Origin of the sequence: uncultured Mobiluncus sp. (assembly GCF_947087965.1) — a bacterium.
Lineage (GTDB): Bacteria > Actinomycetota > Actinomycetes > Actinomycetales > Actinomycetaceae > Mobiluncus.
Window position 1 is genome coordinate 53,493 of record NZ_CAMUES010000006.1, and the last position, 14,795, is coordinate 68,287.

At 58.7% G+C, this 14,795-nt stretch carries 13 protein-coding genes and 1 pseudogene; all 14 read left to right on the top strand.

The features are described from left to right. The first annotated feature begins 9 nt into the window (after nt 1-9). The 14 genes and pseudogenes from dapA to Q0V70_RS07250 all read left to right on the top strand — a co-directional run bounded on the left by dapA (nt 10) and on the right by Q0V70_RS07250 (nt 14,773). Nucleotides 10-891 (top strand): 4-hydroxy-tetrahydrodipicolinate synthase, encoded by an 882-nt coding sequence (gene dapA, locus Q0V70_RS07185; RefSeq protein ID WP_297590147.1) that lies wholly within the window; start codon nt 10-12, stop codon nt 889-891. Nucleotides 892-940: 49 nt separating this feature from the next. Further along, nucleotides 941-1,684, top strand: a complete 744-nt coding sequence (gene dapB, locus Q0V70_RS07190) for a 4-hydroxy-tetrahydrodipicolinate reductase (RefSeq protein WP_297590150.1) — start codon at nt 941-943, stop codon at nt 1,682-1,684. A 140-nt stretch (nt 1,685-1,824) separates the two neighbouring features. Next, the gene (locus Q0V70_RS07195) at nt 1,825-3,519 is read left to right on the top strand and encodes a ribonuclease J (protein WP_297590153.1); all 1,695 of its coding nucleotides are present in this window, start codon (nt 1,825-1,827) and stop codon (nt 3,517-3,519) included. A gap of 16 nt (nt 3,520-3,535) precedes the next feature. Beyond that, the gene (locus Q0V70_RS07200) at nt 3,536-4,471 is read left to right on the top strand and encodes a PfkB family carbohydrate kinase (RefSeq protein WP_282921333.1); all 936 of its coding nucleotides are present in this window, start codon (nt 3,536-3,538) and stop codon (nt 4,469-4,471) included. Between the two features lie 61 nt (nt 4,472-4,532). Continuing rightward, nucleotides 4,533-7,274 carry a DNA translocase FtsK gene (locus Q0V70_RS07205; RefSeq protein WP_297590156.1) on the top strand — a complete coding sequence of 914 codons (2,742 nt, stop codon included), beginning with the start codon at nt 4,533-4,535 and terminating at the stop codon, nt 7,272-7,274. A gap of 13 nt (nt 7,275-7,287) precedes the next feature. Then, on the top strand, nt 7,288-7,887 hold the full coding sequence (pgsA, locus tag Q0V70_RS07210) for a CDP-diacylglycerol--glycerol-3-phosphate 3-phosphatidyltransferase (RefSeq protein ID WP_297590159.1): 600 nt from the start codon (nt 7,288-7,290) through the stop codon (nt 7,885-7,887). Nucleotides 7,888-8,490: 603 nt separating this feature from the next. Further along, nucleotides 8,491-9,012 (top strand): annotated as a pseudogene (locus Q0V70_RS07215) (trypsin-like serine protease); the annotation flags it as partial. Nucleotides 9,013-9,126: 114 nt separating this feature from the next. Beyond that, on the top strand, nt 9,127-10,014 hold the full coding sequence (locus Q0V70_RS07220) for a cell wall-binding repeat-containing protein (RefSeq protein WP_297590367.1): 888 nt from the start codon (nt 9,127-9,129) through the stop codon (nt 10,012-10,014). A 135-nt stretch (nt 10,015-10,149) separates the two neighbouring features. Beyond that, complete coding sequence (locus Q0V70_RS07225; RefSeq protein ID WP_169773890.1) at nt 10,150-10,443, top strand: helix-turn-helix domain-containing protein; 294 nt, start codon at nt 10,150-10,152, stop codon at nt 10,441-10,443. Further along, complete coding sequence (locus Q0V70_RS07230; protein ID WP_297590164.1) at nt 10,440-11,750, top strand: type II toxin-antitoxin system HipA family toxin; 1,311 nt, start codon at nt 10,440-10,442, stop codon at nt 11,748-11,750. The genes Q0V70_RS07225 and Q0V70_RS07230 overlap by 4 nt, the downstream gene beginning before the upstream one ends. Continuing rightward, a complete protein-coding gene (locus Q0V70_RS07235; protein WP_297590166.1) occupies nt 11,747-11,926 on the top strand; it encodes a hypothetical protein in 180 nt (59 codons plus the stop codon). Before Q0V70_RS07230 ends, Q0V70_RS07235 begins: the two co-directional genes overlap by 4 nt. A gap of 278 nt (nt 11,927-12,204) precedes the next feature. After that, nucleotides 12,205-12,540, top strand: coding sequence for a helix-turn-helix domain-containing protein (locus Q0V70_RS07240; RefSeq protein WP_282922641.1), 336 nt, complete (start codon nt 12,205-12,207; stop codon nt 12,538-12,540). After that, a complete protein-coding gene (locus Q0V70_RS07245) occupies nt 12,540-12,806 on the top strand; it encodes a DUF3046 domain-containing protein (protein ID WP_282921339.1) in 267 nt (88 codons plus the stop codon). The genes Q0V70_RS07240 and Q0V70_RS07245 overlap by 1 nt, the downstream gene beginning before the upstream one ends. Before the next feature lie 95 nt (nt 12,807-12,901). After that, a complete protein-coding gene (locus Q0V70_RS07250) occupies nt 12,902-14,773 on the top strand; it encodes a proline--tRNA ligase (RefSeq protein ID WP_297590169.1) in 1,872 nt (623 codons plus the stop codon). The last annotated feature ends 22 nt before the right edge of the window (nt 14,774-14,795 follow it).

Here is a 14,795-nt window from a genome sequence, read left to right on the forward strand (position 1 = left end):
GATGACTGCATGAGTACTTTTGGGCGTTTTTCAGTAGCAATGGTGACTCCTTTCCATGCGGATGGTTCGGTGGATTACGAATCCGCCGCTCGCTTGGCGAAGCACCTGGTGGACACCGGCTGCGACGCCATCTTGGTTTCCGGCACCACGGGGGAAGCCCCCGCCACGCACTTGGACGAAAAAGCCCAGCTGCTGCACACTGTGCGTCACGCGGTAGGCCCCGACATCAAGGTCATCGCCGGGGTCAGTTCCAACGATACGGCTCACACGGTCGCGATGGTGCGCTCGGCGGCTCAGAACGGTGCCGATGGCTTGCTGGTGACCGCCCCCTACTACAATCGGCCTTCCCAAGACGGCATTGTCACTCACTTCCAGGCGGTTCACGAAGAAAGTGACCTGCCCATTCTGGTCTATGACATTCCGGGTCGCACCGGGGTACGCATCGCCCCCGAAACGATGGACCGGCTGGCCCGGCTGGAGCGCGTGCGGGGCGTTAAAGACGCTACCGGCAACGTGAGCGCGGGTATCCAGGCCATGCGGCGCACCGGACTGGAATGGTACAGCGGCGACGACGCGTTGAACTTTTTCTTTATGGCAGGCGGCGCTTCCGGGGTCATTTCAGTAGTGGGACACCTGGAGGGCAAGCGGATTTCAGCCCTGCTGGATGCCGTTGCCGCCGGCGACCTGGCCCGCGCACGGGATTTGGACGCACAGCTGGAACCCTCGAATCGCGCCATTATGGGTGCCGGTCAGGGAGCAACTTACGCGAAACAGGCCGTTTACGCCCTGGGGTTAATCGAGTCTCCACGCCCCCGCCTGCCGCTGGTCGAACCCAGCGAGACCGAAATCGCCGAGATACGCCGGGCTCTGGTGAGCCAAGGCTTGCTTTAGAAACAGCTGGCGCGGCCTGACGCCACGCCACGAAAGGGAGGATGCGGAAATGTTGAAAGTCGCGGTAATCGGGGCCAAAGGTCGCATGGGCAGCCAAGTTTGCGCTGCGGTCAGCGCCGCGCCGGATATGGAACTGGTCGCCCAACTGGACCGTGACGATGACATCACCGCTGGTTTGCGCCGTGCCCATGCCACCCACGCGGTCGACTTCACCATTCCGGCCAGCGCGGAAGCCAACGTGATGGCGGCCCTGCAAGCAGAAACGCACGTGGTGGTGGGCACGACCGGCTGGAGCGAGGACGCCTACCAGCGGGTTCGCCAAGCCGCCCAGGCCGCCGGGCGTTCCGTGCTGATTGCCCCCAATTTTGCCATTTCCGCCGTGTTGGCCATGAAGTTCGCGGCCGCGGCAGCCCCGTACTTTGAATCCGTGGAAATCCTCGAAATGCACCATCCTGACAAACTCGACGCCCCCTCCGGCACCGCCATCGCCACCGCGAAAGGCATCGCCGCGGCGCGCGAGGCTGCCGGCGCCCCCGACTTCCCGGATCACACCGAATCGGATCCGCACGGGACGCGCGGCGGAAAAATCGCGGGCGTGCCGGTCCACGCCGTGCGTTTGCGCGGCTTGTACGCCCACGAGGAGATTCTTTTCGGTAACCCAGGCGAGCAGCTGGTGGTGCGCACCGATTGCTTTGACCGCGTGTCCTTTATGCCCGGAGTGTTGCTGGGGCTGCGCAAAGTCGCCGCGTTCCCCGGACTCACTATCGGCTTGGAGCCGCTGCTGGGGCTCTAGGCGCGGCGTTCCTCTTTCCCGTTCCTATTCCCGTTTCTCTATCCCGTTCACAAGGGCCGAGCCGGATTTTTGTTCCTGCGGCGTGCGTTCCCGGGCGGGTGCGTCAGCCCGGGGGAGGGGCAAACCGCTAAGATAGGGGGGTGAGTGAAGATATTTTTCAGCTGCCACAGCCCGGCCCGGCCCAACCCGATGTCTTGCGAGTGGTGCCCTTGGGCGGCCTGGGCGAAGTCGGCCGCAACATGACCGTTTTGGAAACCGAAGGCAAAATCCTGATTGTGGATTGCGGGGTGCTGTTTCCCGAAGAGATTCAGCCCGGGGTGGACCTGATTCTGCCGGATTTCACCTATATTCAAGACCGGATGGACGACGTGGTGGGCGTGGTGCTGACCCACGGACATGAGGATCACATCGGAGCGGTGCCCTACCTGTTGAAACTGCGCGAGGATATTCCCGTCTACGGTTCGCACCTGACGATAGCGCTCGTAGAACCGAAACTTTTGGAACACCGCTTGTCAACCACGAACCTGCGGGTCAAAGCAGAGGGCGAGCGGCTCGACTTGGGACCGTTCCACCTGGAGTTTTGCGCTGTAAACCACTCGATTCCCGACGCCTTGGCGGTCATGGTGCGTACAAAAGCCGGCTCCGCGCTGATTACCGGGGACTTTAAGATGGACCAGCTGCCCCTGGATGGGCGCATTACCGACCTGCGTGCTTTCGCGCGCTGGGGGGAAGCCGGGGTCGACCTGTTCTGTGTAGACTCCACGAATGCTGAGGTCCCGGGATTTATTGCCTCCGAACGGGAAATCGGACCCGTCCTCGAGGACGTATTCCACCACGCTACCGGCCAGATTGTCGTGGCTTCGTTTGCCTCCCACGTCCACCGGGTGCAGCAGGTGTTGAACGCCGCCGCGAAGTCTAACCGCAAAGTCGCCCTGGTAGGGCGGTCTATGGAACGCAATATGACTATCGCCGCGGAGGCCGGCTACATGACCGTGCCGGACGGGGTGCTGATTGACCTCAAAGACGTCAATTCCCTGCCCCCCGAACGCCGCGTGTACATGGCTACCGGATCGCAGGGCGAACCGATGGCCGCCCTGTCGCGAATTGCCAACCGCAATCATCGGACGATTTCTATCGGCCAGGGCGACACGGTGGTGCTGGCGTCCTCCCTGATTCCCGGCAACGAAAACTCGGTGGGGCGCGTCATCAACCAGCTCATTCGTCTGGGCGCGCAGGTCGTGCACAAGGGTAATTCGAAGGTTCACGTTTCCGGTCACGCCGCCACGGGCGAGCTGCTCTATGCCTACAACATTGTGAAGCCAAAGAACGTGATGCCCATTCACGGCGAGATTCGCCACTTGGTCGCCAACGGGAAACACGCCGTGAAAACCGGGGTCGACCCGCGCCACGTCATGCTTGCCGAGGACGGGGTGTGCGTGGAAGTCAAGAACGGTGAGGCCCAGATTGTGGGCCAGGTGCCGTGTGACTTCATCTATGTGGACGGTACCTCTATCGGGGAGATTGGGGAGTCCGAACTTTATGACCGCCGCGTGCTGGCCCAAGAGGGGTTTGTGGCGGTTTACGTGGTGATGGAGATGAGTACGGGGACTATCCTCGCTGGTCCGACCGTCATCGCCCGCGGGGTGGCGGAAAACGACGACGTGTTTCGGGATATTGAGCCGGCCATTGCTGACGCGTTGAGCGCGGCGGCGGCCGACGGACAAGCCAGCGTGCGGGACATGGAGCGGGTCGCCCGCCGCACCTTGGGCCGTTGGGTGTCCAAGCGGTTGAAGCGCGCACCCATGATTGTGCCCCTAGTGCTGGAAGCTGACTAGCTCAGGGAGAATCGCCGTGGCTCGTTTCATTTCCACTCAATCAATCAACCTGGAACTACCCTTGCGGGTTGACCACCTGCCCAATCAAGGTGCCGAAGTCCGTGCCTCCATCATGGAAGGGGCGGTCGTGGCCGGAGGATTCTTTGTGGTCGCCACCGTGGCGCGGCAAGGCATCGCCGCCTGCGTGACGGCTCCCCTGGGAACTGGCCCGAACTCGATTCAGGCCCGACACTCCTTGGGCAGAGAAGGGATTTCCGTGCTTTCCCACGAAATTGTGGGGGATATCGGGTTGCGGATAGCGGCCATAGATTCCGAAGGGGTGCGTAGCGTCATTACGTCCCCCGGCGTAGAAATTGAGCCCGACCCGCGCGACCTGGCGGGGATAATTCTGCGGGACAATGATTATGTTTTTGCCAGCCTCAACGATCTGGCTTACCCACAGCTGGCCGAAATTCTCACGAACTGGATTGAACAGCTGCCGAACAATCTGTTCCTGGCGGTGGCGGGGGGCCCGCTGGTCGGGGAAGTCGACCTGGACGTGATGGTAAAAATCCTGGCCAGGGCGGATTTGTTGACGTTGAATAAGCACCAGACCGAGACGGTGCGGATGCGCTTGGGGCGCGGTCCCATTGCTGAGGTGCTGCGCCGTTACGTAAAACCGGAGACGATTTTGGTGCTGCGTGACGGGCCAAACGGGGCAGCGATTCAGGAATTTGCGGGGCAGATGCCGCGAGGAGTGCCCGCTTATCCCACTGACTTGGTGGACACAACCGGAGCCGGAGAGGCCCATACCGGGGTCCTGCTGGCCTCACTGATGATGGGGCTACCGCTAGACCAGGCTTGTGAGCGGGCGAACGCGGCCGCCTCGCTGGCGATGGGGCGACGGGGTTACTACCTAATTCCCACGGCTTCCCAAATCGATAACTTCCTGGCTGCGAACTCTCGGCTATAATCCCACCTTTTCGGCGTGGGAGTGCCAAAAAAGGTCCCCGAGCGGATAGCCTAAAAACGCTATGAGTGCGACCAAAACACAAGCTAAAACCAACCCGTCGAAACGCGGGGCTGCTGGCGGCAATCGAAAAACAGCTCGACCGGGCAATCGCCCCGAGCCGACTCGCTCCACTTTGGACCCCCAGGTCAAACGCGACATTTTGGGGCTGTGCCTCATCGCTCTGGGGATTTTGGTAGCTCTGCGGGAATGGTTCGGCCTTTCCGGTACAGCCGGGAACGTAATTCATGTGACTTTCGCGGGAATTTTCGGTGTGTTTGCGGTCATTTTGCCCATTGGTCTAGGGTTTCTCGCCGTGCGTTTGTTCCTGCGGGGTCGTTTCCTTCCCGACCCGGACAATGACGGTGTCACCGAGGCAGAAGCTACGGAAGTCGCCGCGCTTCGCGGCGCGCAGGAAACCCGGATTCTGGTGGGACTTTTGGTTATCTTGGGAGCGCTGGCGGGAATGGTGCATGTGGGGAAGGGTTTGCCCTGGCCCTCCACCGGTTTTCCCGAGATCATGGCGGCCGGAGGTCTGCTGGGCTGGTTCTTCGGTCATCCTATCGGCGTGCTGTTTTCGCCGTGGGGAGCATTCCCGCTGCTGATTATCATGATGCTGATTGGAGTCCTCATCACCGGGGGAATTCCGGCGGCTACCCTGGTGACGCTGATTCGGCAGCGTTTTGCCCGACTGACTCCCAGTCACGACCTCAGCGATGCAGAGTCGGAGGTTGTGGACCTCAGCGGTGCGACTGAAGTCATGGCACCTTCGCGGATGCCCTGGAAACGCCGTCGCCCCCAGTCCGATGCGGAAGAAACCAAGGTCATGGAGTCGGACTCGACCTTGACCGCTCAGTCCACAGACCCCATCGCGACACAGACCCTCCCGGAGCCGCCCGCGACCGGAGCCACCGAACTGCTGCCTTCTCGGAAACGCGGGGGACGGCATAAGGCCGAAACCAAACCGGCCGAGGCGACACCACAGCCCGAACCGTCTGCCAAAACTCAGGACACTCTGCCGGAGCGGGTCCACACCGGCTTGGGACACGACATCGACTACCACCTGCCCTCGCTCGACCTGTTGAAAGTCGGGCCTGAACACGTGAAACGTTCCCCGGCTAATGACCGCGTCATCGAGTCCCTGACCAACGTCTTTCAGCAATTTGGGGTCGCGGCTGAGGTTACCGGCTTTTCACGCGGGCCGACGGTGACCCAGTACGAAGTCACACTCGGTCCGGGAGAAAAAGTCTCGAAGGTAGAAGGGTTGTCCAAGGACATCGCCTACGCGGTAGCGTCCCCGGAAGTGCGGATTTTGTCACCCATTCCAGGAAAATCCGCGATTGGGATTGAAATCCCCAACGCGGACCGCGAAAACGTTTACCTCGGTGACGTGCTGCGTTCCGAAGCGGCCGCGCGCCTCACGCATCCGTTGGTCACCGGGGTCGGCAAGGACGTGGAGGGCGATTACGTCCTGACTAACATTGCCAAGACCCCACACCTGCTGGTCGCCGGGGCGACCGGGTCGGGTAAATCTTCGTTCATTAACTCGATGATTACCTCCATCATGATGCGAGCCACCCCGGAACAGGTCCGGCTGATTCTGGTCGATCCGAAACGGGTGGAACTCACCGCCTACGCCGGGATTCCCCACCTGGTCACGCCCATTATTACCTCGGCAAAGAAAGCCGCGGCGGCGCTGGAATGGTGCGTCAACGAGATGGATATGCGCTACGACACCCTGTCGAACTACGGGTACCGTCACGTTGATGATTTCAATCAGGCGCTGCGCGCCGGCAAGGTACAAAAGTTACCCGAGTCGCGTTTCGAGCCCGAATGGATGCCTTACCTGCTGGTCGTGGTGGACGAGCTGGCTGATTTGATGATGATTGCGCCGCGGGACGTGGAAGCCTCCATTCAACGCATCACCCAACTGGGTCGCGCGGCGGGAATCCATCTGGTGTTGGCGACGCAGCGTCCCTCCGTGGACGTGGTCACGGGCATTATCAAAGCTAACGTGCCTTCCCGGCTGGCTTTCGCGACTTCCTCGAACCAGGATTCCCGCGTGATTTTGGACCAGTCCGGGGCGGAAAAACTCATCGGTCAGGGCGATGCCCTCTACCTGCCCAGCGGCGAATCCAAGCCCCAGCGGGTGCAGGGAGCCTGGGTCTCGGAGGAAGAGATCACGCGGGTCGTCGCCCACGTCAAGGCGCAGATGGAGCCCGTGTATCGCGAAGGCGTCACCAGCGAACAGAACAGTGAAGAAGCCAAGGTTCCCGAAGAAATCGGGGATGACCTAGACGATGTGCTGGCTGCCGCCGAACTGGTGGTTTCCACCCAGTTCGGTTCCACTTCGATGATTCAACGCAAACTGCGCAAAGGATTTGCCAAAGCTGGTCGGCTGATGGACATTCTCGAAACTTACGGGGTTGTGGGACCTTCAGAAGGCTCCAAACCGCGCGAAGTCCTGGTCACGAACGAAGATTTGCCCGGCGTCCTGGCCATGCTGCGCGGAGAAACCGCACCTGAGCCGGACCTCTCGCCGGACGGGGAGGAACCGGAATACGACACCGGGGAACCTTTTGACGACTCTGCAGACAGAGAGCCTCCGGCACCGGCCCCGGAACCCGACGATGCTGCTACCCGCCCGCTCGACCCCACGGTGGCATTTTCCGACGGGCCCGACTCGGCGACCCCGCCGACCCCGGCGAAGCCCGTGGGCCGCCAGGAATTATACGATTCGGACGACACTGAGCCTTTGCCGTTCTGACTAGGATAGATTCATGACCGCAAACCCGCAGGAAGCGCCGCAGCCACCCGCGCCCCCGAACTTTAACATCGCCAACGTGCTGACGGTTATCCGCCTGATTTTGGTGCCGGTATTTATTTGGTTGATGCTGGTGCCGGGGGTGAAAGCACAAGTGTGGGCTTTTGTGGTGTTCGCCGTGGCCTCCGCGACAGACAAATTGGACGGGACCCTGGCTCGTCGGCTGAACCTGGTCACCGATTTTGGCAAACTTGCCGATCCTATCGCCGATAAAGCCCTGGTGCTCAGCGCGTTTGGGTTGCTCAGCCTGCACTGGCCGGTGTTTTGGGCGGTCACTGTCCCAGTTTTGGTGCGGGAATTGGGGATTACCCTGATGCGTCTGGTTTTGGCACGCCGGGGGCGGGTCATGCCCGCCAGCCGCGGCGGAAAACTAAAGACCGTGACCCAGATGGCGTTGATTTTACTGCTGTTGATTCCGTGGGAGGCCCTGGTCCCCGCGGCGTGGCCGGTGGTGCGCATCGTGGCGATAGTCCTGTCGGTCCTGGTCGTAGTCATTACAGTGTTCACCGGGATTGACTATGTGCGCCAGGCCATGCGCCCGACTGAGCAACACTAGCCACGAGGGCGGAGCTCCTTTCCCGCCACCTTCCGTAGTGGACTTCAAGCTGCCAGAGGCGTTCGCCTGGGGCAGGTCTGTCGGATTTTCGGTGAACGGCGTTATCGAAGCCAGGGCAGTCACCGACAACGCCCCCGCAGCAATAACCGCCAAAAGTTTATTTCTGATGGTTCCCATTTCTATCTCCTCGCTTCCAAAACCAGGGTCAATCGAGCCTTTGTACCCCTAATATCGTTCAAAGCGGGTTTTTCGGGGCACCCAAGGTGCTGCCCCCCGCCAACACATGCAACGATTTCTTGACGGTTGTGGTATTTTCGGGGATTTGCCGGGCTTTTTTCATTCCCCTTTTTCGTTGTAAAATAGCGGAAAAGGATTGAAATTCCAACGAAAACTGGACACGACTCCTTTATTTTTCGTGGAACCAATCGTAGAATTTTTATCAGGAGGTCGGAAAAGCCGACCGGGCAAGGAAAGGAGACGAAAATGAAGCCAGTAAGTAAGAGAGCAGCTGCTTTTTTCGTTGGATTAACTTTAGCAGCAATGGGGGTGCCTACTGTAGCTTTTAGCGTCGGAAACAATCCGCAGTGGGGGCAAGACATATCGATGGTGCAAATAAACTTCAATGGGGTGTCATGTTCCGGTACTAAAATCTCTCCTTACCATGTGTTAACAGCAGCACATTGCTATTATGTAGGTAATCCTAATGTAGGTGTCGTGATTACATCAGATTCCGGAATGCGTATATGGGATTCTAATTCGACCAAGTTGTATCACAATGGCGGGAACATAGCTTCTTGGTCAGTCTTCCCGGACGGAAGAGACCTTGCTTTAATCACCACAAAGACACCTTTGTCTGGGGCCATTGCTAATGTCGTGAATGTAGACACTATTAAAGACCAATTATCATCTATGCAAATTAAGGCGTGCGGGGAACGTTTAATCGACAGCAATGGAAACGCAGTCGATGGCGGAAAAGACAATGCCTCCTGTGCTGTATTTGGTGGAGCAACTACAATTAATTCTAATTCTGTTTACTCCGAGTCTGTATGGACTACGGCTGGTAATCCTGTAGAACATGGAGATTCGGGTGGCGGAATTTTCGCAAATGGCAACTTGTTTGCTGTGCTCGCTCATAATCCTACTGAAACCAGCAGCAAGAGCAATTCAGTAAAATATTCCGTTCTCGGTGCCCTCATTGACTCCGCCGTTTACTCTTGGCTGCAAGCACATGGGGTGCCGTTGAGCAACCAGCAACCCCAGCAGCCCAAGCCCCAGGGCATCCAGGTAGGCAAGTCGCGTATTGGTGGTATCACTCGTGTTTCTACTTCCACAATGCTGCTAGATAACGCCGCGAACAAGTCCGAGGTGGTGTTGGCTACGGGTCGCAACTTCCCGGATGGTCTGGTGGCGGGTGCCCTGGCCGGAGCCTCCAAATCCGGCGTGGTCCTGACTATGGGAACCACTGCTATTGAGCCGGAGACTCTAAGCAAGTTGAAGTCCGTGGGAACCAGCAAGGTCACTATTGTCGGCGGAACCGGTGCCGTCAGCCAAGGTGTGGAGGATTCTCTGAAATCGGCGGGAATCCAGGTTGTGCGTATTGCGGGAACCGACAGGTACGATACGGCTTTCAAGGTGTACGACTACATGAAGAACACCGGGAAACTAAAGACCAGCAGCGTGTTCGTCGCCACTGGCAAAAACTTTCCTGACGCCCTGGCGGCTTCCGCAGTAGCGGCGAAAATCGGTGCGGCGGTTATCCTGGCGGACACCCCGGAGCAGGTGAATCGCGTGGCGGGAACCTATCCGTACGCAGTAGGAGCACAAACCAAGGCTCTTATGTCGGAGACTGTCTCCATGTCAGGATGGTTCGACGGCAAAGACCGGTATGACACCGCGAACAAGCTGGTGAATTGGTCGCGATGGAAGGGCGGCGACACCGTGATGGTGGCTATCGGCACGAATTTTGCTGATGCTCTTGCGGCTGGTCCGCTGGCGGCTTCCACGGGACAGTTGCTGGTTTTGGCGAACCCTTCGTCTGCGGTTCTCAAGGTGCCAGCGGGCGTGAAGAACCTGGTCTTCATCGGCGGAGAGGGAGCGAATCCCGACAAGTACGCGGTCATTAACTGACCTCGTGAACCAAGCAAACCCCCCATCCTTTGCCGGGTGGGGGGGTTTTGCTATGCATTGATTTTAGAAATAATGTTAGCTTATTGCGAGCTTAAGAGTTATAATGTTACATACAGCTAACATTAAGGAGGTCGTATGCAGGTTCTTACGCCATCAACCAGCCGCAACGCCAAGCAGCTCGGCGAGCATGTCAGAAACTGGCGGAAAATCCACAAATTTACTCAAAAGAATCTTGCGGGAAGGGCTAAAATCACCAGGCAAGCCTTGGCGAAAATCGAACGGGGAAACCCTCATGCCCGCTTGGATGACATCTTGTCAATCCTGGAGATTCTCGGGCAAGAGAAGAAAATGCTCGACTCTCTAGACCCCCTGAATGACTCCGTGGCCCGGCTTCGATGGGGGCTGACCGAGAAAGAGAGGGTCCGGTGAACGGCATTCTGGAAATCTATGCGGATGAAATCCACGCCGGGACTTTATTTGGTCAGGGGAATTCTATTTCCGGCAGTTCGACTTTCGCCTACGCCGGAGAGTGGCTGAGTCGCCCGGACGCCTACCCGCTCAGCCCGGACATCCCGTTGAATGAGAAAAGCACACATTTTTACGGCGACCCGCAAATGCCCGGTGCCATTGCGGACGCAGGCCCCGACTCTTGGGGCAAAAGGCTTATACATGCCACGCACCGTGGGAAGGAAATGTCCGAGTTTGACATTATCGCAGCGGTTGACGACCGGTTGCGGATGGGGAACCTCAGAATATATTCCGATGGTCAGCCTGTCGCACTCAAAGTTGACCCGCTGCCCTCCCTGGATGCGGCATTGCAAGCGGCTGAGTATGCGGGAAACCTTGATGCCATGACGGATGACCAGCTCAAGCTGGTGGCCGATGCGGGGTCTTCACTCGGGGGTGCCAGGCCGAAAGTAAACGTCAACGACCAGGATTTCGGGCTGTCCATACTGAAGTTTCCCTGGCGGCATGAAGACGACGATACGGAAGCATGGGAGTTCGTGGCCTTGTCGTGTGCGAACCAGGCTGGCATCCCCACCCCGGAGCACAGACATTTGAGAGTGGATGACTTCAATTCTGCCCTGTTGGTGAAAAGGTTTGACCGCGAAAACAACCGGAGAATCGGCTACATCTCTGCCCGTTCCGCACTCTCACTTAGAGCTAATGACAGCTACTCCTACGAGGAGCTGGCAAACAAAATCGACATATTGTGTGTAGACCCGGAAAAAAACAAACGTTCTTTGTTTGACCGTATCGCCTTGTCAATCATTTTTGACAATGTGGACGACCACATGCGAAACCATGGTTTTCTCCGCGAAAAAGACGGATGGGCATTATCCCCGGCTTTCGACATAACGCCACAATGGCAGGGATGGAGAACGGATGCAACCCCCATCGTCTACGGGCAAAGCGGCTTCAACAGGACGCTGGAGCAACTGGAAAAATCTTCGGAGAAGCTCGGAATCCCCAGGCAAGAAGCAAAACAACGGATAGCCGCCGTTGCGGATGCCTGCTCGAACTTCATGCAGATAGCAAAAGACCTTGGAATCGCCTACATTGACGAATCGAACATGGCAAAGAACATCTCCAAGAAAATCGAGGAAGCCGCCCCCCTCGCCGTTTCAGTCCCAAAACGCAAGGAAACACCCCCGCCAGGCAAAATCTGGGTAAAAGAGCACTATCGGGGCGGAAAACTGGTGCCCGGATACTGGCGTACAGCTCCAAATAGGTGAGCCGAGTCACCGCCACCATACTTGTACACGGCCGTGCCCTGGCAGCCTCCACCGGACAGTTGCTGGTTTTGGCGAACCCCAACTCCAATACCTTAAAGGTTCCGGCTGGTACCAAGATTCTGGTCTTCATTGGCGGGGAAGCCGCGAACCCCGACAAGTACGCGGTAATCAACTAAGCCGACAGTGCAAAACCCCGGTCACCGTAAAAAGTGACCGGGGTTTTGCCGCGTTCCCGAGGCGTCGTGCTGGGGCGGCAATCAGTCCTGGGGATGAGATTTGCGGGAATAAAAGCCTGACAAAGTCGGTTAAACTGAGTGTGATGAACCAAAAAGATACCTTTGCCAACATGAAGTTGCCTTACGCGCTGCGTCCGGGGATTAGCCCGGAGCGTTCGGTCAGGCCGGCGAATCGTGCGGGGGTGCGAAGCCTACCTAAAAAGCGGTATTCTGATTCCATGATGCAGATTTCTCCAGTTGCTAAAGCCTCCACGCCAGTATTGCGGCGCGAGCTCGGGGAGGTTTTGCGTCAACTGCGCCAAACTCGCGGCCTGACTTTGCGCGATGTTTCGGCGAAGGCGCGCGTGTCGTTGGGTTACCTTTCCGAGGTGGAACGCGGTCAAAAGGAAGCCTCCAGCGAGTTGCTGGCCTCCATCTGTTACGCGTTGGACGCGCCGGTTTCTTTCGTACTCCATGAAGTTGCCGATCGGATAGCTGTGGTCGAGGGCGTGGTGGTCCCCGAGCTGGTGCCCGATGAGCTGCTGGACAGCATCGACTGTGCCCCGATTTCCTGATGGCTCAAATCCAGGGCGGTCCGGTGCAGCGCGGCATGACGCGCTCTCAGTTTAAGCAAGCGCTCTCCGAGGTGTTTCCGCACGGTTTGGGCGAAACTCTGGCCAGCGACCAAGTATTGACCGAATGGGGCATGACCGCGCTCCAGGCGCTAGAACGTGGCGCGGATCCCCTCGCGGTGTGGCAAGCCCTGCTGCGCGCCACCGATCGGGACACGGAGGAAAACCTGTTCTGGCATCGCCGGGATTTACACGCGTCGCGTCACTAGCCCCTGCCTGCGGCCCAAATGCTACTATCTGGCGGGCAAATCCCGAGGTCGGGTTGGTTTTAATCTTTGGGCTGGTTTCGCGGTAAAGTTGAGGAATGCTTACAAAAATGTCCTCTTTCTTTGTCCGCACCCTGCGTGAAGACCCGGTAGAAGCCGAAGTGGAGTCCCACAAGTTACTGGTGCGGGCGGGCTATATTCGCCGCGCCGCGCCAGGGATTTACACCTGGCTGCCGCTGGGGTTGAAAACTTTGCGGCGCGTGGAAAACATTGTGCGTGAAGAAATGGACCGTATCGGGGGACAAGAACTGCAGTTCCCGATGCTGCTGTCCAGCGAACCTTACGTGGCGACGAACCGCTGGGAAGAGTTCGGCCCTTCGCTGTTCAAACTCAAAGACCGCAAAGACGGGGATTACCTGCTGGCCCCCACCCACGAAGAAATGTTTACCCTCGCGGTAAAGGACCTGTACACCTCGTACAAAGACCTGCCGGTCATTCTGTACCAGATGAAAGAAAAGTACCGCGATGAAGCTCGTCCGCGCGCGGGAATCATTCGGGGTCGCGAGTTCGTGATGAAAGACTCCTATTCCTTTGACCTCACGGATCAGGGGCTGGAGCATTCTTACGCCCTGCACCGCGGAGCTTACCGGCGGGTCTTTACCCGTATCGGACTGGATTACGTCATTTGTCACGCCCTGAGCGGCCCGATGGGCGGTTCCGCCTCCGAAGAATTCCTGTTCCCCTGCGCAGTTGGCGAGGACACCTTCGTGAAGTCCCCCGGAGGCTACGCCGCCAACGCGGAGGCCGTCACCACCATCGCTCCGCAGCCCCTCCCTTATGACGACGCCCCCGCCGCGGAAGTACGGCCGACCCCGGACTCCACCACGATTGAAACGTTGGTGGACCAAGCGAACAAACTCTATCCGCGCGCGGACCGGCCTTGGGAAGCTAGCGACACGCTGAAAAACGTGGTGGTGGTCGCCGATTATCCTGACGGGCACAAAGAAGTCCTGGTTATCGGGGTCCCCGGCAACCGCGAGGTTGACATGAAACGCCTGGAGGCGAGCCTGTCTCCCGCTGACGTGCGCATGGCGGAGGCCAAAGACCTGGAGGCCTACCCGGATTTGGTGCCGGGCTACATCGGCCCGCAGGTCATCGGCCCGAACTCACCGAAACGCACTACGGACGCGGACGGTAATCCTGTCGGTTCCCCGCGCTACCTGATTGATCCGCGAATTGTTCCGGGCACGCGCTGGGTGACGGGAGCCAACCAGGCCGGAATGCACGTGTTCAACCTGGTGTGCGGGCGCGATTTTACGGCCGATGGCACTATTGAGGCCGCGGAAGTCTTGGAGGGCGACCCGGCTCCGGATGGTTCGGGGCCGTTGACGTTGGAGCGCGGCATCGAAATCGGCCACATTTTCGCGCTGGGACGCAAGTACGCCAAGGCTCTGGGGCTGAGCGTGCTGGACGAAAACGGTAAGGCACAAGTCGTGACGATGGGCTCTTACGGTATTGGCGTGTCGCGTCTGGTGGCGGCCATTGCCGAAGCAAACCACGATGATAAGGGACTGATGTGGCCGCTCAATATCGCCCCGTTCCAGGTTCACGTGCTGGCCACCGGCAAAGACCCAGAAATTTTTGCCACTGCCGAAAAGCTCGCGTGCCAGCTCGATGCGGCTGGTATCCAAGTGCTGTACGATGACCGCCCGAAGGCTTCCGCCGGGGTGAAATTCAAGGACGCAGAGCTGTTGGGAATGCCTTTTGCACTGGTCGTGGGCAAGGGCTTGGCTGAGGGCAAGGTCGAGATTCGTCAGCGCCGCGAGGGCACAACTGTGGAAACCTCCCCGGAGAACTGCGTGGAGGAACTGCTGCAGGCCATCGCGGATGAGGGAGCAAAAACGGCTTTCTCCCTCAGCTCCACTGAGCTGATTGGCGAGCCTGATCAGTGGGAAAAGGATCAAAACTAGGCGCCCGGGCGGTGGCAAAGAG